The organism is Pseudomonas sp. GYB4201 (genome assembly GCF_056312595.1).
Window position 1 is genome coordinate 21,485 of record NZ_JBWGIG010000012.1, and the last position, 19,527, is coordinate 41,011.

22 protein-coding genes and 1 pseudogene are annotated in these 19,527 nt (G+C 68.3%); 5 read left to right on the forward strand and 18 right to left on the reverse strand.

Annotated elements, in window-relative coordinates; all coding sequences use genetic code 11:
* Nucleotides 1-261 precede the first annotated feature (261 nt).
* Nucleotides 262-1,158, forward strand: a complete 897-nt coding sequence (locus AC0Z2B_RS13505) for a ferritin-like domain-containing protein (RefSeq protein ID WP_416424886.1) — start codon at nt 262-264, stop codon at nt 1,156-1,158.
* On the opposite strand, the gene hpnA is transcribed toward AC0Z2B_RS13505, so the two are convergent.
* The 4 genes from hpnA to AC0Z2B_RS13525 all read right to left on the reverse strand — a co-directional run bounded on the left by hpnA (nt 1,145) and on the right by AC0Z2B_RS13525 (nt 3,615).
* The gene (gene hpnA / locus AC0Z2B_RS13510) at nt 1,145-2,119 is read right to left on the reverse strand and encodes a hopanoid-associated sugar epimerase (protein WP_476297229.1); all 975 of its coding nucleotides are present in this window, start codon (nt 2,117-2,119) and stop codon (nt 1,145-1,147) included. The two genes, AC0Z2B_RS13505 and hpnA, sit on opposite strands and share 14 nt — an antisense overlap.
* A gap of 118 nt (nt 2,120-2,237) precedes the next feature.
* The gene (locus tag AC0Z2B_RS13515) at nt 2,238-2,414 is read right to left on the reverse strand and encodes a DUF1289 domain-containing protein (protein WP_475507347.1); all 177 of its coding nucleotides are present in this window, start codon (nt 2,412-2,414) and stop codon (nt 2,238-2,240) included.
* Complete coding sequence (gene dmeF, locus AC0Z2B_RS13520) at nt 2,414-3,343, reverse strand: CDF family Co(II)/Ni(II) efflux transporter DmeF (protein WP_476297231.1); 930 nt, start codon at nt 3,341-3,343, stop codon at nt 2,414-2,416. The genes AC0Z2B_RS13515 and dmeF overlap by 1 nt, the downstream gene beginning before the upstream one ends.
* Nucleotides 3,340-3,615 (reverse strand): metal/formaldehyde-sensitive transcriptional repressor, encoded by a 276-nt coding sequence (locus AC0Z2B_RS13525; RefSeq protein ID WP_416424882.1) that lies wholly within the window; start codon nt 3,613-3,615, stop codon nt 3,340-3,342. The genes dmeF and AC0Z2B_RS13525 overlap by 4 nt, the downstream gene beginning before the upstream one ends.
* Before the next feature lie 127 nt (nt 3,616-3,742).
* Here AC0Z2B_RS13525 and AC0Z2B_RS13530 point away from each other — a divergent pair, with 127 nt between their 5' ends.
* Nucleotides 3,743-4,243 (forward strand): P-loop nucleotide/nucleoside kinase family protein, encoded by a 501-nt coding sequence (locus tag AC0Z2B_RS13530; protein WP_476297233.1) that lies wholly within the window; start codon nt 3,743-3,745, stop codon nt 4,241-4,243.
* Between the two features lie 85 nt (nt 4,244-4,328).
* Here AC0Z2B_RS13530 and AC0Z2B_RS13535 read toward each other — a convergent pair.
* The 9 genes and pseudogenes from AC0Z2B_RS13535 to AC0Z2B_RS13575 all read right to left on the reverse strand — a co-directional run.
* Nucleotides 4,329-4,430 (reverse strand): annotated as a pseudogene (locus tag AC0Z2B_RS13535) (hypothetical protein); the annotation flags it as partial.
* 355 nt (nt 4,431-4,785) lie between these two features.
* Entirely contained in the window at nt 4,786-6,009 is a 1,224-nt protein-coding gene (gene glcF / locus AC0Z2B_RS13540; protein ID WP_476297235.1) for a glycolate oxidase subunit GlcF, read from the reverse strand.
* Nucleotide 6,010: 1 nt separating this feature from the next.
* Nucleotides 6,011-7,054, reverse strand: coding sequence for a glycolate oxidase subunit GlcE (gene glcE / locus AC0Z2B_RS13545; protein WP_476297237.1), 1,044 nt, complete (start codon nt 7,052-7,054; stop codon nt 6,011-6,013).
* The gene (gene glcD, locus AC0Z2B_RS13550) at nt 7,054-8,553 is read right to left on the reverse strand and encodes a glycolate oxidase subunit GlcD (protein ID WP_476297239.1); all 1,500 of its coding nucleotides are present in this window, start codon (nt 8,551-8,553) and stop codon (nt 7,054-7,056) included. The genes glcE and glcD overlap by 1 nt, the downstream gene beginning before the upstream one ends.
* A 144-nt stretch (nt 8,554-8,697) precedes the next feature.
* Nucleotides 8,698-9,489, reverse strand: coding sequence for a 2OG-Fe(II) oxygenase (locus AC0Z2B_RS13555; protein ID WP_416424877.1), 792 nt, complete (start codon nt 9,487-9,489; stop codon nt 8,698-8,700).
* 27 nt (nt 9,490-9,516) lie between these two features.
* Nucleotides 9,517-10,290, reverse strand: a complete 774-nt coding sequence (locus tag AC0Z2B_RS13560; RefSeq protein WP_473002728.1) for an ATP-binding cassette domain-containing protein — start codon at nt 10,288-10,290, stop codon at nt 9,517-9,519.
* Between the two features lie 64 nt (nt 10,291-10,354).
* Nucleotides 10,355-12,166, reverse strand: a complete 1,812-nt coding sequence (locus AC0Z2B_RS13565; protein ID WP_473002727.1) for an ATP-binding cassette domain-containing protein — start codon at nt 12,164-12,166, stop codon at nt 10,355-10,357.
* Between the two features lie 109 nt (nt 12,167-12,275).
* Entirely contained in the window at nt 12,276-12,554 is a 279-nt protein-coding gene (locus tag AC0Z2B_RS13570) for a hypothetical protein (RefSeq protein WP_476297241.1), read from the reverse strand.
* Between the two features lie 126 nt (nt 12,555-12,680).
* A complete protein-coding gene (locus AC0Z2B_RS13575) occupies nt 12,681-13,868 on the reverse strand; it encodes an MFS transporter (RefSeq protein WP_476297243.1) in 1,188 nt (395 codons plus the stop codon).
* Between the two features lie 225 nt (nt 13,869-14,093).
* Between AC0Z2B_RS13575 and AC0Z2B_RS13580 the strand changes: the two genes are divergently transcribed.
* Nucleotides 14,094-15,149, forward strand: coding sequence for an NAD(P)-dependent alcohol dehydrogenase (locus AC0Z2B_RS13580; protein ID WP_476297245.1), 1,056 nt, complete (start codon nt 14,094-14,096; stop codon nt 15,147-15,149).
* A gap of 42 nt (nt 15,150-15,191) precedes the next feature.
* Here AC0Z2B_RS13580 and AC0Z2B_RS13585 read toward each other — a convergent pair whose 3' ends face one another.
* The 3 genes from AC0Z2B_RS13585 to AC0Z2B_RS13595 form a co-directional block, all read right to left on the reverse strand.
* Nucleotides 15,192-15,332: a DUF2256 domain-containing protein gene (locus AC0Z2B_RS13585; RefSeq protein ID WP_476297247.1), complete on the reverse strand. Its 141-nt coding sequence runs from the start codon at nt 15,330-15,332 to the stop codon at nt 15,192-15,194.
* Between the two features lie 40 nt (nt 15,333-15,372).
* A complete protein-coding gene (locus AC0Z2B_RS13590) occupies nt 15,373-15,765 on the reverse strand; it encodes a hypothetical protein (RefSeq protein ID WP_476297249.1) in 393 nt (130 codons plus the stop codon).
* Between the two features lie 106 nt (nt 15,766-15,871).
* Nucleotides 15,872-16,267 (reverse strand): hypothetical protein, encoded by a 396-nt coding sequence (locus AC0Z2B_RS13595; protein WP_416424868.1) that lies wholly within the window; start codon nt 16,265-16,267, stop codon nt 15,872-15,874.
* Nucleotides 16,268-16,415: 148 nt separating this feature from the next.
* Here AC0Z2B_RS13595 and AC0Z2B_RS13600 point away from each other — a divergent pair, with 148 nt between their 5' ends.
* The gene (locus AC0Z2B_RS13600; RefSeq protein WP_476297251.1) at nt 16,416-16,982 is read left to right on the forward strand and encodes a helix-turn-helix domain-containing protein; all 567 of its coding nucleotides are present in this window, start codon (nt 16,416-16,418) and stop codon (nt 16,980-16,982) included.
* A 10-nt stretch (nt 16,983-16,992) separates the two neighbouring features.
* A complete protein-coding gene (locus tag AC0Z2B_RS13605) occupies nt 16,993-17,520 on the forward strand; it encodes a GNAT family N-acetyltransferase (RefSeq protein WP_476297253.1) in 528 nt (175 codons plus the stop codon).
* Here the strand turns inward: AC0Z2B_RS13605 and AC0Z2B_RS13610 are convergent.
* Nucleotides 17,511-18,554, reverse strand: coding sequence for a DMT family transporter (locus AC0Z2B_RS13610; RefSeq protein ID WP_476297255.1), 1,044 nt, complete (start codon nt 18,552-18,554; stop codon nt 17,511-17,513). The genes AC0Z2B_RS13605 and AC0Z2B_RS13610 overlap by 10 nt on opposite strands.
* A 255-nt stretch (nt 18,555-18,809) precedes the next feature.
* The gene (locus AC0Z2B_RS13615; RefSeq protein ID WP_476297257.1) at nt 18,810-19,523 is read right to left on the reverse strand and encodes a Crp/Fnr family transcriptional regulator; all 714 of its coding nucleotides are present in this window, start codon (nt 19,521-19,523) and stop codon (nt 18,810-18,812) included.
* Nucleotides 19,524-19,527: the final 4 nt, after the last annotated feature.

Consider the following 19,527-nt stretch of genomic DNA (forward strand, 5'->3'; position numbering starts at 1 on the left):
CGGGTCCCCTCCCTCCGGCGTCGCTCAAGCGGACGACGGCCCGGAATAGAAGCGCCTCCGGTTCCGTCTCCCTCGGCTCCGCCGAGGCCCGCTTGATCAACGCCTCCGGTCGGCCCGGGCGCTTAACGGGGCCAAGATCAAGAGCCAGATCAAGAGCCAGATCAAGAGCCAGATCAAAAGCAAAAGCAGGAGCAAAAGCACAGCAACAGCAACAGCAAATGGTTCATGACTTCAAAACTGAACTTCGTAGAAGGAGACACCATGTGCAGTGACGCCGTCATCGACGCAGCCGACCACGCCATGCGCCACTGGCGCAGCAGCGAGCCTGGGCAGATCAAGGTGGGCTCCGAGGCGCACAAGCGCCTGTTCTGCCGCATGCTGCTCGACACCCACAACCCCTACAAACCCGCCGTCATGCTCTGGCCAACGCTGGACGACGAAGCCCTGGGCCGTATCACTTCGTTGCCCATCTGGGACATCGCCGTGCAAACCGAAGGCCGCGCGCAATTGCAGGTGCACACCTACGCCCACACCGTCCGCGACCCGCTGCTGCACGAGGCGTTGGTGATGGACGGCGGCGAGGAGGCGCGGCACAAGGTGGTGTTGAGCAAACTGGTGGAGGCCTACGGCATCGCCCTGGCGCCGGAGCCGGAGTACCTGGTGCCCAAGGACCCGCAGTGGGGTTGGCTGGTGACCGGCTACAGCGAATGCATCGACAGTTTCTTCGCCTTCGGCCTGTTCGAGTCGGCCAAGCGCACCGGCTATTTCCCCGCCGAGCTGGTGGATACCTTCGAGCCGGTGGTGCAGGAGGAGGCCCGGCATATTCTGTTCTTCGCCAACTGGGTGGCCTGGTACCGCCGGCAGTTGTCGTGGTGGCAGCGGCTGGCGTTCGAGTTCAAGGTGGCGCGGGTGTGGGCGTTCCTGGTGTGGGAACGTATCGGTATCGCCCGCGGGCTGGATGGCGCCGGGCAGATGCAGGACGCCAATTTCGCCCTCACCGGCAACCAGCAGATCGGCCTGGACCTGAGCGTGGGCGCCTTGCTGGACCTGTGCCTGGCCGAGGACCGGCGGCGCATGGGCGGCTACGACCAGCGGCTGCTGCGGCCCACGTTCGTGCCGAAACTGGCGCGCCTGGCGCGGCGTTTCATGCGCGGCTGAACCAGCGCACCGCGTCTTCCAGCGCCTGCTGCACCGGCCGTGGGGCGTAGCCCAGTTCGCGGCGGGCCCTGGCGCTGGAGAAGTACATCAGCTTGCGCGCCATGCGCACCTCTTCCACGGTGGCCAGGGGCTGGGTGCCGGTGAGCCGCGCCCAGCCCTGGGCCAGGTGGGCGATGGGCAGCACCACGCCGTGGGGCAGGCGCCAGCGTGGCGGCTGGCGGCCGCACAGGGCGGCCAGTTGTTCGAGCATTTCACGCAGGCTCAGGTTGCTGCCGCCCAGCACGTAGCGCTCGCCCACCCGGCCGTGCTCGAAGGCCAGCCAGTGGCCCAGGGCGACGTCGTCGACGTGCACCAGGTTCAGGCCGGTGTCGACGTAGGCGGGCAACCGCCCGGCCAGGGCGTCGCGGACGATGCGGCCGGTGGGGGTGGGCTTGATGTCCCGCGGGCCCAGGGGCGTGGACGGGTTGACGATGACCACCGGCAAGCCGGCGGCGGCCAGCTCGCGCACCCGTTGCTCGGCGAGGAATTTGGAGCGCTTGTAGTGGCCGATCATGTCGGCCAGCGCCACCGGGGTGCTTTCGTCGCCCTCGGCGCCGCCGGGCGGGATGCCCAGGGTGGCGACGCTGCTGGTGTAGACGATGCGCGCCACGCCAGCGTCGCCGGCGGCCTGCAGCAGCGCCTCGGTGCCCTGCACGTTGGTGCGGTACAGGTCGTTGGGGTCAGGTGCCCACAGGCGGTAGTCGGCGGCCACATGGAACAACGCCGCGCAGCCGGCACAGGCGCGGGCCAGGGTGTCGGGGCGGGTGAGGTCGCCTTCCACCACCTCGATGGGCAGGCCCGCCAGGTTGGCGCGGTCGGCCCCCGGCCGCACCAGCGCCCGCACGGCATGGCCCTGCTGCAACAGGCGGCGCGCCACGGCGGAGCCGACGAAACCGGTGGCACCGGTAACCAGAGTACTCAAGGGCTGCCTCCTTTGATGAAACCACGCACACAGCGTAGCAGCGGCCCATAGGCCGCGTCCCAGCCAGCGCGGTGTATCAGGAGGAGCGCGGACGCGGCCTTTGGCCGCTGCTACGGGGCTATCTCTTTTTCAGGGCCTTGAGGCGTGCGGTGGCGCGTTGCACGGCGGCCATCTTTTCCGGGCGTTTCATGCGCTTCCATTTGCGGATGTCGTCCTTGCTGCGCCCGCAACTCACGCACAGGTCGCCGCTGAGCTGGCACAGCGCCGTGCAGGGGTTTTCGATTTCCTTGGCCATCAACCCTGACCCCGTCGCTGGACTTCCACGGTCAGGTGGCTGACCTCATGCACCGGCGCCAGGCGCTCACGGATGGCCTCGGCCGAAACGCCCGCCTGGCCCACCACGCTGACAATCGCCGCGCGCGCTTCAGGGCCGACGCGCCACACGTGCAGGTCGGTGATGGTGGCGTCACCGGGCGCCTCCACCAGCGCGCGGATTTCTTCCGCCACGTGGTCGTCGGTGTGGTCCAGCAGCACGGCGGCGGTGGCACCCATCAGGGTCCAGGCCCAGCGGGCAATCACCAGCGCGCCGACGATGCCGATCACCGGGTCCAGCCACACCCAGCCCAGGTAGCGGCCGGCCAGCAAGGCGGCGATGGCCAGCACCGAGGTGAAGGCGTCGGCGATCACGTGCACGTAGGCGGACTTGAGGTTGTTGTCATGGGCATGGAGGTCGTGGTGATGGTCATCATGATCATGGTCGTGATGGCCGTGGCTGTGGCCATGCCCCAGCAGCAGGGCGCTGGCGACGTTCACCAGCAGGCCGACAATGGCGATCAGCGTGGCGGTGCCGAACTGCACGTCCGCCGGGTGCAGCAGGCGCTGCACCGACTCGATCGCCACGCCCAGCGACACCAGCCCCAGGATCAGCGCCGAGGCGAAGCCGCCCAGGTCGCCGACCTTGCCGGTGCCGAAGCTGAAGCGGGCGTTCTGCGCGTGGCGTTGGGCGTAGGCGTAGGCCGCCGCGGTAATGCCCAGCGCCACCGCGTGGGTGGCCATGTGAAAGCCGTCGGCCAGCAGCGCCATGGAACCGGTGAAGTAGCCGGCGGCGATCTCGCCGACCATCATCACCACCGTCAGCACCACCACCCACAGGGTGCGGCGGGCGTTCTCAGCGTGGGCCGAGCCCAGGAACACGTGGCTGTGACCGTGCAGGGCGGCGCTCATTTGGAGTACCGGCGGATGGCTTCCAGCAGCTCTTCCACGCCCTGGTTGCGCTGGGCGTCGGTGAGGGCCGGGTTGGCGACGTGCTCGCGGGCGTGGTCTTCGATGATCTCGTCCATCAAACCGTTGATGGCGCCGCGGGTGGCGGCTACCAGGTGCAGGGTCTTGGCGCAGTCGTGGTCGCCCTCCAGGGCGCGCTCGATGGCCTGGATCTGCCCGGCGATGCGCTTGACGCGCTTGAGCAGGTCGTCGCGGTTGGAAGCAATGTGGCCCATGGGAGGTACCTGAAATGTGAATGCGCGCAGTATAGGTATACCCCCTATACCTATGCAAGAGGCGTTGGTCGTGCTTGCGGCGGGTCGTGTATGCGGGCAGCATCGGCCGGGTAACCAAGGAGAAGCCATGCTCATCGTCTTCAGCGGCCTGCCCGCCACCGGCAAGACCACCCTGGCCAAGGCCCTCGCCCGGCACATGGGCGCGCTGTATGTGCGCCTCGACAGCATCGAACAGGCGCTGCGCTACGGCGGCTGCGAGGTGGGGGCCAATGGCTACCGGGTGGCCAATGCCGTGGCGCTGGGCAACCTGCAGCTGGGCAACCGGGTGGTGGTGGACTGCGTCAACCCGGTGGCCGAGAGCCGCCAGGCGTGGCGCGACGTGGCGGTGACCGCCGGGGTGGCGCTGCTGGATGTGCAGGTGGTGTGTTCGGACCTTGCCGAGCACCAGCGCCGTGCCCAGGCTCGCACTGTCGATGTGCCCGGCCTGGTGCCGCCCAGCTGGGCCTCGGTGCAGGCCCATGAGTACGAGCCCTGGCAGCCTGCGCCGTTCACCTTAGATACCGCCCGGCACTCGGTTGCCGAAGCGCTGGCCATGATCCACCAGCAATTGTCGACCCCCACCCCGTAGCAGCGGCCGAAGTCCGCGTCCCGGGCGCTGAGGTGTACCTGATGCACCGCGGGTGGAGGACGCCGCCTGCGGCAGCTGCTACGGCGTCAGCAGTTTCTATCCAGTGGCGCACCGGGGTGCGGCCGGCGCCGTCGAGGTGGGTCTGGCAGCCGATGTCGGCGGTGACGATGACGTCCGCGTGGCCGCTGTGGTGTACCTGATGCACCGCGTGAGACGGCCCCCCACCCCGTAGCAGCGGCCGCAGGCCGCGTCCCGGGCGCTGAGGTGTACCTGATGCACCGCGGGTGGAGGACGCCGCCTGCGGCAGCTGCTACGGGGTTAGCAGTTTCTATCCAGTGGCGCACCGGGGTGCGGCCGGCGCCGTCGAGGTGGGTCTGGCAGCCGATGTTGGCGGTGACGTTGACGTCCGCGTGGCCGCTGTGGTGTACCTGATGCACCGCGTGAGACGGACCCCCACCCCGTAGCAGCGGCCGCAGGCCGCGTCCCGGGCGCTGAGGTGTACCTGATGCACCGCGGATGGAGGACGCCGCCTGCGGCGGCTGCTACGGGGGTGGTAGGGACTCGTCGATGATTTCTATCCAGTGGCGCACTGGGGTGCGGCCGGCGCCGTCGAGGTGGGTCTGGCAGCCGATGTTGGCGGTGACGATGACGTCCGGGTGGCCACTTTCCAGCGCCCCCAGGCGGTTGTCGCGCAGCTGCCGGGCCAGCGCCGGCTGGGTCAGCGAATAGGTGCCCGCCGAGCCGCAGCACAGGTGGCCGTCGGGCACCGCGCTGAGGCTGAAGCCCAGGCGCGTCAGCACGCCTTCCACGGCGCCGCCCAGTTTTTGCGCGTGCTGCAGGGTGCAGGGGCAGTGGAAGGCCAGGCGCAGCTCGCCGTGCACGTTCAATGCAGCCAGCGGTTCGTCGCGCAGCACCTCCACCAGGTCGCGGGCCAGGGCGCTGACGCGGCGGGCCTTGTCGGCGTAGTGCGCATCGTCTTTGAGCAGCACGCCGTATTCCTTGACGAAGGCACCGCAGCCGCTGGCCGTCTGCACGATGGCCTCGACCCCGGCCTGCACCGCCGGCCACCAGGCGTCGATGTTGCGCCGCGCGCGGTCCAGGCCGCGGTGCTGGGCGTTGCCGTGGAAGTCCACGGCGCCGCAGCAGCCGGCATGGGGCGCGGGCAGCAGGCTGATACCCAGGCGGTCGAGCACCCGCGCGGTGGCAGCGTTGGTGTTGGGCGAGAAGCCCGGCTGCACGCAGCCTTCCAGGATCAGCATGCGCCGTGGGTGGCGGATGGGCGGGCGCACCCCGGCCGGCCGAGCCTGGCGCGGCAGCTTGGCCTGCAGGCCACCGGGCAGCCACGGCCGCAGCACCTGGCCGGCGCGGGTCAGCGCAGTGAACAGCGCCGGGTGCGGCACCACCGCGCGCAGGCCGCCGCGCAGCAGGCGCTCGCCCAGCGGGCGCGGCACCTGCTGCTCAATGAAGTCGCGGCCGATGTCCAGCAGGGTGTGGTACTCCACGCCCGACGGGCAGGTGCTTTCGCAGTTGCGGCAGCTCAGGCAGCGGTCCAGGTGGGTCTGGGTGGCGGCGGTGATGGGCGCGCCCTCGAGCATTTCCTTCATCAGGTAGATGCGCCCGCGCGGGCCGTCCAGTTCGTCGCCCAGCAACTGGTAGGTGGGGCAGGTGGCGTTGCAGAAACCGCAGTGCACGCAGCTGCGCAGCACCTGTTCCGCTTCGGCGGCGCGGGGCAGCTGGCGCGCCTGTTCGCTGAGGTGGGTTTGCATGTCAGAGCTCCGGGTACAGGCGGCCAGGGTTGAAAATGCCGTGGGGGTCGAGCTGCGCCTTGAGTTGCTGGTGGTAGCGCAGCAGGGCCGGGGCCAGGGGCTGGAACGGGGTGTCGCAGGCGCCGCTGCTGAAGCAGCTGGCGTGGCCGCCCAGGGCGCTGGCCGCCGCGCGAATCTGCCCGGCCTCGGCGTCGGATTTCAGCCAGCGCTGGGCGCCGGCCCAATCGAGCAGCTGCGTGCCCGGCAGCTCCAGCAGGCCGACGTTGAACGGCAACGACAGCCGCCACAGCGGTCGTGGGTCACGGAAAAATGGCAGGCGCTGCTCGCGCAGGTCCACCCAGAACTGCGCGTCGGCGGCGCTGCAACCCAGCCGTTCGCGGGCCGCCGCCACCGAGCCTTCGCCGCCCTCCAGGCGCAGGTGCAGCACCTCGCCGTGGTAGCAGGCGCCGCTGATGGGCAGCGCCTGCTGGCCCCATTCGGTCAGCCGGCGCAGGGCTTCGGCGGGCCCCAGGTCGAGGGTCAGGCTGGCGCAGCAGCGCGGGCTGGGCAGCACCTTCAGCGACACTTCGGTGAGCAGCCCCAGGCTGCCGAAACTGCCGGCCAGCAGGCGCGACAGGTCGTAGCCGGCGACGTTTTTCATCACCTCGCCGCCAAAGCGCAGGTGCTTGCCGGTGCCGGTGATCACCCGCGTGCCGAGGACGAAATCGCGCACCGCGCCGCTCCATGGCCGCCGTGGCCCGGCGAGGCCGGCAGCGACCATGCCGCCCACCGTGGCCTGGCCGTCGAAGTCCGGCGGTTCGCAGGGCAGCATCTGCCCGGCTTCCGCCAGCGCCGCGTTGAGTTCGCGCAGCGGCGTACCGGCGCGCACGCTGACCACCAGTTCGGTGGGGTCGTAGCTGACAATGCCCCGGTGCCCGCGGGTGTCCAGCGGGGTGCCCGGGGTGGGGCGGCCCAGGAACGCCTTGCTGTCGCCACCGCGGATGCGCAGCGGCGTGGCGCTGGCGATGGCCTGGTGCACGGCGTCCAGCAGCGTGTCCAGGCTCATCAGAAGCGCTCCAGGTCCGGGAACGGCAACTGGCCGTGGTGGATGTGCATGGCGCCGAACTCGGCGCAGCGGTGCAGGGTGGGGATGTTCTTGCCGGGGTTGAGCAGGCCGCTGGGGTCGAAGGCGGCCTTGATGGCGTGGAACACGGTGAGTTCGTCGGCGTTGAACTGGGCGCACATCTGGTTGATCTTCTCGCGGCCCACGCCGTGCTCGCCGGTGATGCTGCCGCCCACCGCCACGCACATCTCCAGGATCCTGCCGCCCAGGGCCTCGGCGCGTTCCAGCTCGCCGGGCTGGTTGGCGTCGAACAGAATCAACGGGTGCATGTTGCCGTCGCCGGCGTGGAAGACGTTGGCCACGCGCAGCTGGTACTCGGCCGCCAGCGCGGCGATGCCCTTGAGCACGGCGGGCAGCTCGCGCCGCGGGATGGTGCCGTCCATGCAGTAGTAGTCCGGCGACAGCCGCCCCACGGCGGGGAAGGCGTTCTTGCGCCCGGCCCAGAAGCGCACGCGCTCGGCCTCGTCCAGGGCCTGGCGTACTTCGGTGGCGCCGGCCGCTTCCAGCAGCTGGCGCACGCGCGCGCAGTCTTCGTGCACGTCGGCTTCGACGCCGTCCAGTTCGCACAGCAGGATCGCCTCGGCGTCCACCGGGTAGCCGGCGTGGATGAAGTCCTCGGCGGCGCGGATGGCCAGGTTGTCCATCATCTCCAGGCCGCCGGGGATGATGCCGGCGGCGATGATATCGGCCACGGCGCGCCCGGCGTTTTCCACCGAGTCGAAGGCGGCCAGCAGCACCTTGGCCACCTGGGGTTTGGGCAGCAGGCGCACGGTGACCTCGGTGACCACGCCGAGCATGCCTTCGGAGCCGGTGAACAGCGCGAGCAGGTCAAAGCCGGGGCTGTCCAGGGCGTCGCTGCCCAGGGTCAGGGGCTGGCCCTCCACGGTCAGCACCTCAAGCTTGACCAGGTTGTGCACGGTCAGGCCGTACTTGAGGCAGTGCACGCCGCCGGCGTTTTCGGCGACGTTGCCGCCGATGGAACAGGCGATCTGCGACGACGGGTCGGGGGCGTAGTACAGGCCATGAGGCGCCGCAGCCTGGGAGATGGCCAGGTTGCGTACGCCCGGCTGCACCCGGGCGGTGCGTGCCTGCGGGTCGATGTGCAGGATTTGGTTGAAGCGCGCCAGCACCAGCAGCACGCCCTGGGCCAGGGGCAGCGCGCCGCCTGACAGGCCGGTGCCGGCGCCACGGGGCACCACCGGCACGTGGCGCTGGTGGCAGATGCGCAGGATAGTCTGTACCTCCTCAAGGTGGCGGGGCAGGGCCACCAGCAGCGGCGTGGTGCGGTAGGCCGAGAGGCCGTCGCATTCGTAGGGCTTGAGGTCTTCGCTGCGGTACAGCAGGTCGAGGTCGGGCAGGGCGCCGATCAGCGCGTTGATCAGGCCCTGCTTGTCGACCTGCGGCAGGGCACCGTCCAGGCGCTCGTCGTGGAGGATGTTCATGGCCGGGCATCTTGTTGTTGTGATGCCAGTAGCGTAGCCGCTGCCGTCAGGCTGCGCTGGTCGGTGTGAACCCTGGAGATCTTCAGTGGGGCGCAGGGCCAGCGCAGCCTTCGGCAGCGGCTACGCAACAGGGTTGGACAAGGCTCAGCGCTTTTTCTTGAAGAACTTGTTGATGTAGTAGCCCGGGCTCACCAGGTCCTTGGGGCGGGGCTTGTAGTGGGTCTTGTGGCGCTGGTTGGGGTCGGCCTCGGGCAGGTCGGCGGTGTAGTAGTACAGGGCGATGGAGCGCCGCGAGCGGTCCGGCGGGCAGGTCAGCGGCTCGGGGTGGCCGTGGTTGCTGTCGGGGTCGGTGTTGAAGATCACGCAGCGGTTGTACACCGGCAACACTTTCTTCAGGCAGGTGCGCATGGGCTTGTCCCACAGCTCCAGGTGGCCACCGTAGGCCTCTTCCCACTCGGGGTTGAGGTAGATGATGGCGTTGATGCGCCGCTGCACCTTGAGCTTCTTGTTCAGGCGGAAGTCCGAGTGCACGCCCAGGAAGCCGCCTGCCTTGGTCTCGTGCAGGCCGCCGCCGACGAAATACGGGTCGGGGATCAGCCCTTCGATGCCGGTCATCTGTTCGAGGAAGCTGAGCATGGGCGCCGAGTTGAACACCGCGAACACCGAGCGCAGGTACGGCGGGCATTCGTTGGGGCTGATCTGGCGCTTGAGCTGGCCCTTGTAGCCGCGCTCGTACAGGGTCTCGTTGGCGGTGGCCTCCACGGGGAAGGTCTCGCAGATGCGCTGGATCAGGTCCTGGGGCAGGAAATCATCGAGCACGATGTGCGCGAACGGCGTGGCTGCGCGGTAGTCATCGGCCAGCGCCTGGCCCAGCCGTGTCGCGGCCTCCAGGTCGAAATCCAGCTCCGGCACGGCAGTGATGGGCAACGTGTGCATTGCAACTCCTTGAATAGGTGACAGGGTTCAGCCGTGCCAGCAGCGGTACCAGCCGTCGTGCTCGCTGACCTGCAGTTGGGTCTGGTACAGGTTCGACAGCTGCTCGCTGGTCAGCACCTGGGCCTTGGGCCCGTCGGCGATGATGCGCCCCTGGCTGATCAGCACCACGCGCTCGATCTCGGGGATGATCTCGTCGATGTGGTGGGTGGTGATGATCATTGCCCGGTCGTCGTGGCAGAACTCGCGCATCAGGCTCAGCAGGCTGAGGCTGGCGCCCATGTCGAGGCCGGCGGTGGGTTCGTCGAGGATCAAGGCGCGCGGGTTGTGCACCAGGGCGCGGGCCAGCAGCAGGCGGCGTTTCTGCCCGGTGGACAGGCGCTGGAACATGCGCTGTTCGTCGATCTGCATGCCCAGCTGGCCCAGCAGTTCGCGGGCGTGGGCGATTTGCTCGGCATTGGGTTGCAGGTGGGCGTGGGTGCCCATGGCGCCGAAGAAGCCGGAAATCACCACGTCCAGCGCCGAGGTGTAGGGGGTGTAGTCTTCCTGCATGTCCTGGGACACGAAGCCGATCTTGGCGCGCAGGTCCCACAGGTTGAAGGTCTCGTGACCGAACAGGCGCAGGAAGCTGCCAGGGCGCTCCACCGGGTAGATCTCGCGGTTGATCAGCTTGAGCAGCGTGCTCTTGCCGGCGCCGTTGGGGCCCAGGATGGCCACGCGCTCGCGGTCGCCGATGTGCAGCGACAGCTGGTCGAAGACGCGGTTTTCCTGTTGGTAGGCGGTGACCTGGTTCAGTTCGATCATGACAAGCCTTAGCGAAGGGCGGGGGCGTCATTGAAGCAATCACGCCGCCTTATTGCAACGGGGGCTAGCGGTAGCCCTGGGCCTGCAGGTCGAACAGCTGCGCATAGCGCCCACCGGCGGCCATCAGCTGCGGGTGGTTGCCTTCTTCCAGCACCCGGCCCTGGTCCAGCACCACGATGTGGTCGGCGCTGCGCACGCTGGAGAAACGGTGCGAGATCAGCAGCGTCATGCGCCCGCGCGCGTACTCGCGAAAATGCTCGAACACCGCGGCCTCGGCGCCGGCATCCAGGGCGGCGGTGGGTTCGTCGAGAATCAGGATATCGGCGTCCCGGCGCATGTAGGCGCGCGACAGCGCGACCTTCTGCCATTGCCCGCCCGACAGCTCCTGGCCGCCAACGAACCAGCGGCCCAACTGGGTGGCGTAGCCGTGCTGCAGCTGTTCGATGAAATCAGCGGCAATGCCCTGCGCCGCGGCATCGCGCCAGCGGCCCTGGTCACCGAAGGCGCGCACGTCGCCCACGCCGAGGTTCTCGCCCACGGTCATCTGGTAGCGGATGTAGTCCTGGAAAATCACCCCGATGCGCTGGTGCAGGGCGTGTTCGTCCCAGTCCTGCAGGTCGCTGCCGTCCAGCAGGATACGTCCGTGGTCCGGGGTGTAGAGGCGGGTCAGCAGCTTGATCAGGGTGGTCTTGCCCGAGCCGTTCTCGCCCACCAGCGCCAGGCTGCGGCCCGGCGCCAGGTGCAGGTTGATGCCGCTGAGCGTATCGCGACTGGCGCCGGGGTAGCGGAAGCCCAGCTGTTCGCAGCGCAGGCCGTCGCCGGGCTTGATGCCGTGGGTGAGGGTGCCGCGCGCGGGGGTAACCGGGTGGCCCAGGTATTCGTACAGGTCGGACAGGTACAGGCCGTCCTCGTACAGGCCGGCGATGGCGCCCAGGCTGGCGCTGATGGCGCTTTGACCCTGCTTGAACAGCACCAGGTACATGGTCATCTGGCCCAGGGTGGTCTGGCCGTTGACCGTGTCCAGCACCACCCAGGCGTAGGCCAGGTAGAACGCCGCGGTGCCCAGCAGGCCCAGGGCGAAGCCCCAGCCGTCGCGGCGCAGGGTCAGGCGGCGGTCCTCGGCGTACAGGCGGGTGAAGTTGTCGCGGTAGCGCTGCAGCAGCAGCGGCGCCAAGCCGAACAGCTTGACCTCCTTGGTGTGCGCTTCCTGGGACAGCAGGGCTTCCAGGTAGCCTTGCTGGCGGGTTTCGGGCGCGCGGCGCTTGAACAGGCGGAAGGCGTCACCGGAAAAGTGCGCCTCGGCAAAGAACACCGGCAGCGCGCCCAGCACCAGGATCGCCAGCGCCCAGGGCGAGAAGTGCACCAGCAGCACCGCGAAGCTGATCAGCGAGATCAGGTTCTGCACCAGTCCCAGGCCCTTGGTCACCAGGCCCAGCGGCCGCGTGGAGGCGTCGCGGCGCACGCGCACCAGCTTGTCGTAGAAGGCCGAGTCTTCGAATTGCAGCAGCGACAGGGTCTGGGCCTTTTCCAGAATCAGCAGGTTGACCTTCTGCCCCAGCTGCACCCGCAGCAGCGCCTGCTGCACCGACAGCCCACGCTGCGCCGCCGCCAGCAGGCCCAGCACGCCGGCCTCGGCCAGCACATAGCGCAGCACCGGCCACAGCGGCGCCTGGCCGCTACTGGCGTGCAACTGCATGGCCGCCAGCACGGCATCGACGATGCGCTGGCCAATCCACGCCGCCAGCGCCGGCAGCATGCCCGCCGCCAGCGTGGCCAGCACCAGCCCGGCAAACAGCGGGCGCGAAGTGCTCCACACCAGCGCTACGGCGCGGCGGGCCTGGTCGAGAAAAGCGGTGAAGCGAGCAACCACCGGCATGCCAGAAACGATTCCCAGGAAAAAAACGCGCCCACTGTAGCAGCGGCCCTTAGGCCGCGTCACGGCACACCGCGGTGTGCCAGGCTTTGACGCGGCCTGACGGCCGCTGCTACGGGGGTGGGGATCGGCGGCGGTGCAGCAGGGCCAGTATGCCCAGCAGCTGGATCACGGCGATCGCCCCCAGCACCTTCCATCCCGTGGCGCCCAGCCCGTGAAGCCAGCCCAGCAGCCACACCAGCGCCACCACGCCTGCCGGCAGCACGCACAGCACGAACGCCACGCGGATCAGCGTCCGACACCGGCGGATCCAGGCCGGGGCGGCTTCCATGTGCGCGTAATCGTCCAGTGCGCTGAGGCCCTGCAACAGCTCGATCAACGTATCCAGCATGATGAGTCAGCGGCCTACCTGGAAAAAAATCCAACTGTAGCAGCTGCCGTCAGGCGGCGTCCTGCGTGGCCTCAGGTTAAGCTCGCTGGCCGTGACGCGGCCTGGCGGCCGCGGCTACAGCAACGATCACTCCCCACCCTTCATCCGCCGCGCCACCAGGTACAGCCCCAACCCCACCAGCGCCGTCGCCGCGCCGATGTAGCCGGTGCTGGTCCAGCCCAGCCCTGCGGTAATGGCTATGCCGCCCAGCCATGGGCCCAGGGCGTTTGCGAGGTTGAAGGCTGCGTGGTTGGAGGCCGCCGCAAGGCTTGGGGCCTCGTGGGCGATGTCCATCAGGCGGATCTGCAGCGGCGACGCCAGGGCCACCATGGTGCCCACCAGGCCGATGCCCAGCATCACCCCGGCCAGGGAACCGGCGGCCACGGGGAACAACAGCAGCACAGCCATCGACCACACCAGCAGCAGCCCCACGGCGCGGAAGCCCAGGCGGTCGAACAGTTTGCCGCCGGCAATGTTGCCGATGATGCCGCCCACGCCGAACGCCGCCAGGCCGAAGGGGATCCACTCCGGCTTCACGCGGGTGACGTCGAGCATGGTCGGCGCCAGGTAGCTGAACACGCAGAACATGCCGGCGAAACCGATGGCACCGATGCTCAGTGCCATCCAGATCTGCGGCTGCTTGAACGCGCGCATTTCCTTGCGCGGGTCGCTGCGCGGCTCGTCATGGCGGTCCGGCACGAAGCGCCAGATCAGGGCGATGGTGGTGATGGCAATGGCGCCCACCAGGGCGAACGCCGAGCGCCAGCCGAAGAACTGCCCCAGGAAGGTGGCGATGGGGTTGCCCAGCAACATCGCCAGGGTCAGGCCCATCATTACTCGCGCCACGGCGCCGGCGCGCTTGTTGGCCGGCACCATGCTCGACGCCACCACCGCGGCAATGCCGAAATAGGCGCCGTGGGGCAGGCCGCTGATGAAGCGGAACGCTACCAGGCTGGCGAACGTGGGGGTGAAGGCCGTGGCCAGGTTGCCGACCGCGTACAGCACCATCAGCAGCATCAGCAGGTGCTTGCGCAACAGCTTGGCGCCAAGGATCGCCAGCAGCGGCGCGCCCACCATCACGCCAAGGGCGTAGGCGCTGATGGCGTGGCCCACCTGCGGTTCACTGAGGTGCAGGTTAGTGGCGATGTCGGGCATCAGGCCCATGATGGCGAACTCGCCGGTGCCGATGGCAAAACTGCCCACCGCCATGGCGGCCTCCATTTTGGCGGCGGCGCGCGCGGGCAGCACAAGCCCCGGTGATTGCTGGATGGTCATGCGTCGCTCCGTTCTTCAGGGCTGGCAACAGGGAAAACCGCCAATGATAGCGAAATGGTTTCAGCAGCGTCTAGAACGGGGTTTCACGCTGGAGTTCCACGCGCGGCGGCCGCTCGCAGGATCAGGCAAGCATTCAACCGGATTGCTCTAACGGTGCACCGGCACCAACGTTGATCATGGGGGCGAGCGCTGGCTACCGCCAGCCACTATCAATGGAACCCTGTCATGCCAGTACACGCCTACGGCGCCCACGCGGGCGACAAGCCGCTTGAACCCCTGCAAATCCACCGTCGCGAGCCTGGCGCCCACGACGTCGCCATCGACATCGCCTTCTGCGGCGTCTGCCATTCGGACCTGCACCAGGCCCGCGCGGAGTGGGAAGGCACCCAATTTCCTTGCGTGCCTGGCCACGAGATCGTCGGCCGTGTGCGCGCCGTGGGCGGCCACGTCAGCGGATTCAAGGTCGGTGACCTGGTGGGCGTCGGCTGCCTGGTGGACAGCTGCCGCCACTGCCAGGACTGTGAGGAGGGCCTGGAAAACTACTGCGACGGCATGATCGGCACCTACAACTTCCCCACCCCCGACGCGCCGGGCTGGACCTTGGGCGGTTACTCGGAAAGCATCGTCGTGCATGAGCGCTACGTGCTGCACGTGCGGCACCCGGCCAGCCAGCTGGCCGCCGTCGCGCCGCTGCTGTGCGCCGGCATCACCACCTATTCGCCGCTGCGCCACTGGCAGGCCGGCCCTGGCAAGAAGGTCGGCATCGTCGGCATTGGTGGCCTGGGCCACATGGGCATCAAGCTGGCCCACGCCATGGGCGCCCACGTGGTGGCCTTCACCACGTCCGAGTCCAAGCGCGAGGCTGCCAAGGCCCTGGGCGCCGACGAAGTGGTGGTGTCCCGCGACGCCGCGCAGATGGCCGCCCACGGCAAGAGCTTCGACCTGATCATCAACACCGTGGCCGCGCCACACGATCTCGACGCCTTCCTGGTGCTGCTCAAGCGTGACGGCGCCATGACCCTGGTGGGCGCCCCGGCCTCGCCGCATGCCTCGCCCAACGTCTTCAACATGATCATGAAGCGCCGCACCCTGGCCGGCTCGATGATCGGTGGTATTCCTGAAACCCAGGAGATGCTCGATTTTTGCGCCGAGCACGGCATCACCGCCGACATCGAACTGATCCGCGCCGACGAGATCAACCAGGCCTACGAGCGCATGCTCAAGGGCGATGTGAAGTACCGCTTCGTCATCGACAGCGCGACGTTGAATCCAGAGGCCTGATGCAGGAGTAGTGGCGGCCGTGACGCGGCCTGGCGGCCGCTGCTACGGGGGCGGTGGTGTGTGGCGGCGGCAGCGCTCCGAGCAGTAGCGCACCTCGTCCCAGCAGCGCGCCCACTTCTTGCGCCAGCTGAACGGCCGGCCGCAGACCACACAGGTCTTGACCGGGAGCTCGCTTTTCTTCAACGGGTTCTCCTTGAGGGGCCGCATCGCGAGCGTCGCCAGGCTACGGGTTCAGCCTCAGCCAGGAATTGACCTTGCCGGTGTTCGGGTCGACGAACCAGTAGGCGCCTTCGGCCATTTTCACCTGGCTGCATTCGGTGGGGTAGTCCTTCATGATCAGGCACACGGTGCCGTTGTTCAGCGTCCATTTTTCGGCCACCGGTTGCTCGGTGCTCATGCTGAACACGTCGGTGCCATCGGCGGCGAAGGCCAGCGAGTAGGGGTAGCCCATGCGGGTGGTGCCATAGAACTTCTTGCCTACCAGGGTATCGCGCACCTGCCCATCGTTGAGGGTCACCGCGCCCGGCGGCACGGGGGGCGGTTCGTGGTTGGAGCTGCTGGCGCAACCGGCCAGCAGGGCAAGCAGTGAGGCGGCGGCGAGAGTCCTGTTGTTCATGGCACACCCTCTTCGATAGCCCGAAAACCATTTTTTCGGGACAAATCAAAGCCTAGATGAGCCCGTGCACATCTGGGATCCATTGCGCCGAACGGTTGACGCCGCGTTACTGCGGGGCCAGCGAGTAGTGGTAATGCACTGCACCGGTCTGCGGGTCCACCAGCCAGTAGTCATCCTTGTCCTGCAGCAGGCGGTAGCGTTCCACCGGCTGGTTGGGCGAGGTGAAGGTGATTACCCCGTCCTGCACGGTCCAGTGTTCGGTGACCGGGGTGTCGCCGCCCATCTGGAAGATCTCCGTGCCATCGCCACGGAAGCTCAACGAGTACGGGCGCCCGGAGGTGCCGATGTTGGTCAGCTTGTTGCCGATCAGGGTCTGGCGCACTTGCGCGTCAGTCAGCGGCGTGGCGGCAGCGGAGACAGGTTTGATGGGCGGTTGCCCGGGGCCGGCGCAGGCCGTCAGCAGCACCAGGGCGAGGAGGGGGAGCGGGTGGATACGTGCCATGACACACCTCGAACACGCGACAGGACGAGAGATTCAGCGTAGCCGGTTTCCACGCGGCGTCCGTTGTTCCTGGAGTGGTATCCAATATGTTGACTGGTAATTCCATCATGATGGATGATGTGGTTACACCACCGTCATGGCCTTCCGCATGGACATCAACACCCGCATCGCCACCCGCATCAGCACCTTGCGCAAATCCCTGCATTTGTCGCTGGAAGCCCTGGCGGACAAGAGCGCCGTCAGCCGCTCGATGATTTCCCTGATCGAGCGCGGCCAGAGCAGCCCTACCGCCGTGGTCCTGGAGAAGCTCGCCACCGCCTTGGGCGTGCCGCTGTCCGCCTTGTTCGAAGCACCTGCCGAAGAGGCAGGGCAACTGCTGCGCGCCGCCGACCAACTGCAATGGCGCGACCCGCAATCAGGCTACATCCGCCGCAACGTCTCGCCCAGCGGCGCGCAGTCGCCCATCCAACTGGTGGAGGTGGAATTTCCGGCTGGCGCGTCGGTGGCCTATGAAACCTCCACTCGTGATGTGCGGGTGGACCAGCAGGTGTGGCTGCTGGCCGGGCGCATGGACATTCAGGTGGGCGAGCAGCTCTACCAGCTTGAAACCGGCGACTGTCTGGCGTTTCCCCTGGACAAGCCGACCCGCTTTCACAACCCCCACGGCGAGCCGGCGCGCTACGCCGTGATCATCGTCACTGACAGTCGCCGCTAAGGAGAGCCTTATGCACATCAAACGCCTCACCCACCTCGACGACGCCACCTGCGTGCAGCTCGCCGACATTCTCATCGACTGCGTCGAAGGCGGCGCCTCGGTGAGCTTCATGTTGCCCTTGTCGCAGGCGCGTGCCGAGGCGTTCTGGCAGGGCCTGCGCGCCAGCGTCGACGCGGGCGAGCGGGCCTTGCTGGTGGCCGAGGACGCAGGCGGGCAGCTGCTGGGCACGGTGCAGGTGGTGCTGGCCCAGCCGGAGAACCAGCCGCACCGCGCCGACATCGCCAAGCTGCTGGTGCACCGCCGTGGCCGCCGGCTGGGCGTGGGGCAGGCGCTGATGGAGGCGGCGGAGCGTGCAGCTATCGACGAAGGCAAGAGCGTCCTGGTGCTGGACACGGCCACCGGCGGCGACGGCGAGCGCCTGTACCAACGGCTGGGCTGGCAGCTGACCGGGCAGGTGCCCGCCTACGCCCTGTGGCCAGCCGGCGGCCTGTGCGCCACCACGATCTTCCACAAACTGGTGGGCGACTGCTACGGGTGATCGTGGCGGTGGTGGATGTCGGGGAAGTGCGCGTGGCTGTGGCGCAACGGCTGGTGCTGGTGCGGGTGCACGTGGGGCTCGACGCCGTCCCAGGCGAAATCATGGCTGTGCTGGTGGTGCTCGTCGTGCACGTGGGGGTGGGTATGGGCCATCGGCTCGTGCTGGTGTTCGTGGGCGTGGTGTTCGGTGAGGTGAATCCACACGCCCACGGCCATCAGCGCCGCCGCCAGCCAGAAACTGGCAGTGACCGGCTCACCGAGCACCAGCAGGGCGATGGCCGCGCCCAGGAACGGCGCCGTGGAGAAATACGCCCCGGTGCGCGCCGAGCCCAGCCCGCGCAGGGCCAGTACGAACAGCACCAGGCTGACGCCATAGCCCAGCAGGCCCACCAGCAAAGTGGGCGCCAGCAACGCCAGGCCCGGTAGCTGCGCGCCCAGCAGCAGCGCCAGGGCGGTGTTCACCGCGCCCGCCACCAGGCCCTTGATGCCGGCCAAAAACAGCGCGTCCGAGGCGGATACCTTGCGCGTCAGGTTGTTGTCGATGGCCCAGCACAGGCACGCCGCCGCCACGCCCAGCGGGCCCAGCAGGCTGTGCAGCTGCAGGCCGGCGCCGGGCCACGCCAGGACCACGCCGCCGGCGACGATCACCGCCATGCCCAGCACGATGCGGCGGTCGGCGTTTTCCTTGAACACCACCCAGGCCAGCAGCGCGGTCAGCACCGACTCCAGGTTCAGCAGCAGCGAGGCGCTGGCCGCCGGGGTGCGCGTCAGCGCCAGCATCAGCGCCACCGGCCCCAGCACCCCGCCAAAGCCGATGGCGCCCAGCAGCCACGGCCACTCGCCGGGCGCCAGGCGCGGGCGCTGCCAGCCCTTGTCGCGCAGCAGCCGCACGGCCAGCAGGCCGACGCCGCTGCCCAGGTACAGCAGGCCAGCCAGCAGCACCGGGTGAATGGACAGGCCAAGGCACTTGGCCAGCGGCGTGCTGGCGCCGAACAGCGCGGCGGCGGCCAGGGCATAGAGAATGCTGATGTTCATGGCAAAAACCGAAACAGGCTGGACAAGCCCCCATCATACCCCTAGCAGCTGCCGCAGGCTGCGTCCGGGGCGCCGTGATTTTCCCCGGCACAGCGGGGAGAACCCGGACGCCGCCTTCGGCAGCTGCTACAGGGACGCGCCCCCCCCCCGCCGATCGCGTCGTCTGCATCGCGGCCAAGGCCGGCTCCTACCACGCACGGCGTAGGAGCCGACTTTAGTCGCGATACCGGCAACGCGGTTTCAAGACAGTTGTTTTCACGGCAGGTACGGGAGCAGGCGCTCGGTTTCCTTGCGTACCACTGCGTAGCATTCGCAGCTCAGTTGCTCCAGGCGCGCACGGTCGAGCACCTTGATGTGCCCGCGGCTGTACTCGATCACGCCCAGGCGCTGCAGCTTGCCAGCAGCGTCGGTGACGCCTTCGCGGCGCACGCCGAGCATGTTGGCGATCAGTTCCTGGGTCATGGTCAGTTCGTTGCCCTGCAGGCGGTCGAGGGACAGCAGCAGCCAGCGGCACAATTGCTGGTCGATGGCGTGGTGGCGGTTGCACACGGCGGTCTGCGCCATCTGCGTGATCAGCGCCTGGGTGTAGCGCAGCATCAGCAACAGCATGTCGCCGTGGCGGTTGAATTCGTCTTTCAGCCTTTGCGCCGGCAGGCGCCAGGCTTGGCCGGCGCTCTGCACGATGGCGCGGCTGGGGGTGCTTTCGCCGCCCATGAACACCGCCACGCCGACCAGGCCTTCGTTGCCCACCACCGAGATCTCCGCCGAGGCGCCGTTTTCCATCACGTACAGCAGCGAGACAATGGCGTTGCTGGGGAAGTACACCTGCCGCAAGGCATCGCCCGATTCGTACAGCACCTTGCCCAGCGGCAATTCCACCCGTTTCAGGTGCGGGCGCAGGCGCGCCAGCGCCTCGGGGGGCAGGGCGGCAAGGAGGTGGTTCTGGTGTGGCTGGGAAGTGTCTGGCATGAAG

What these genes read in the sequence shown, in the direction of transcription:
- AC0Z2B_RS13555 (WP_416424877.1), bottom strand. Translation starts at nt 9,489, where the DNA reads ATGCACACGTTGCCCATCACTGCCGTGCCGGAGCTGGATTTCGACCTG.
- AC0Z2B_RS13575 (WP_476297243.1), bottom strand. Translation starts at nt 13,868, where the DNA reads ATGACCATCCAGCAATCACCGGGGCTTGTGCTGCCCGCGCGCGCCGCC.
- AC0Z2B_RS13570 (WP_476297241.1), bottom strand. Translation starts at nt 12,554, where the DNA reads ATGCTGGATACGTTGATCGAGCTGTTGCAGGGCCTCAGCGCACTGGAC.
- AC0Z2B_RS13610 (WP_476297255.1), bottom strand. Translation starts at nt 18,554, where the DNA reads ATGAACATCAGCATTCTCTATGCCCTGGCCGCCGCCGCGCTGTTCGGC.
- AC0Z2B_RS13600 (WP_476297251.1), top strand. Translation starts at nt 16,416, where the DNA reads ATGGACATCAACACCCGCATCGCCACCCGCATCAGCACCTTGCGCAAA.
- glcF (WP_476297235.1), bottom strand. Translation starts at nt 6,009, where the DNA reads ATGCAAACCCACCTCAGCGAACAGGCGCGCCAGCTGCCCCGCGCCGCC.
- AC0Z2B_RS13565 (WP_473002727.1), bottom strand. Translation starts at nt 12,166, where the DNA reads ATGCCGGTGGTTGCTCGCTTCACCGCTTTTCTCGACCAGGCCCGCCGC.
- AC0Z2B_RS13525 (WP_416424882.1), bottom strand. Translation starts at nt 3,615, where the DNA reads ATGGGCCACATTGCTTCCAACCGCGACGACCTGCTCAAGCGCGTCAAG.
- AC0Z2B_RS13530 (WP_476297233.1), top strand. Translation starts at nt 3,743, where the DNA reads ATGCTCATCGTCTTCAGCGGCCTGCCCGCCACCGGCAAGACCACCCTG.
- AC0Z2B_RS13605 (WP_476297253.1), top strand. Translation starts at nt 16,993, where the DNA reads ATGCACATCAAACGCCTCACCCACCTCGACGACGCCACCTGCGTGCAG.
- glcE (WP_476297237.1), bottom strand. Translation starts at nt 7,054, where the DNA reads ATGAGCCTGGACACGCTGCTGGACGCCGTGCACCAGGCCATCGCCAGC.
- AC0Z2B_RS13590 (WP_476297249.1), bottom strand. Translation starts at nt 15,765, where the DNA reads ATGAACAACAGGACTCTCGCCGCCGCCTCACTGCTTGCCCTGCTGGCC.
- AC0Z2B_RS13515 (WP_475507347.1), bottom strand. Translation starts at nt 2,414, where the DNA reads ATGGCCAAGGAAATCGAAAACCCCTGCACGGCGCTGTGCCAGCTCAGC.
- AC0Z2B_RS13560 (WP_473002728.1), bottom strand. Translation starts at nt 10,290, where the DNA reads ATGATCGAACTGAACCAGGTCACCGCCTACCAACAGGAAAACCGCGTC.
- glcD (WP_476297239.1), bottom strand. Translation starts at nt 8,553, where the DNA reads ATGAACATCCTCCACGACGAGCGCCTGGACGGTGCCCTGCCGCAGGTC.
- dmeF (WP_476297231.1), bottom strand. Translation starts at nt 3,343, where the DNA reads ATGAGCGCCGCCCTGCACGGTCACAGCCACGTGTTCCTGGGCTCGGCC.
- AC0Z2B_RS13615 (WP_476297257.1), bottom strand. Translation starts at nt 19,523, where the DNA reads ATGCCAGACACTTCCCAGCCACACCAGAACCACCTCCTTGCCGCCCTG.
- AC0Z2B_RS13580 (WP_476297245.1), top strand. Translation starts at nt 14,094, where the DNA reads ATGCCAGTACACGCCTACGGCGCCCACGCGGGCGACAAGCCGCTTGAA.
- AC0Z2B_RS13595 (WP_416424868.1), bottom strand. Translation starts at nt 16,267, where the DNA reads ATGGCACGTATCCACCCGCTCCCCCTCCTCGCCCTGGTGCTGCTGACG.
- AC0Z2B_RS13505 (WP_416424886.1), top strand. Translation starts at nt 262, where the DNA reads ATGTGCAGTGACGCCGTCATCGACGCAGCCGACCACGCCATGCGCCAC.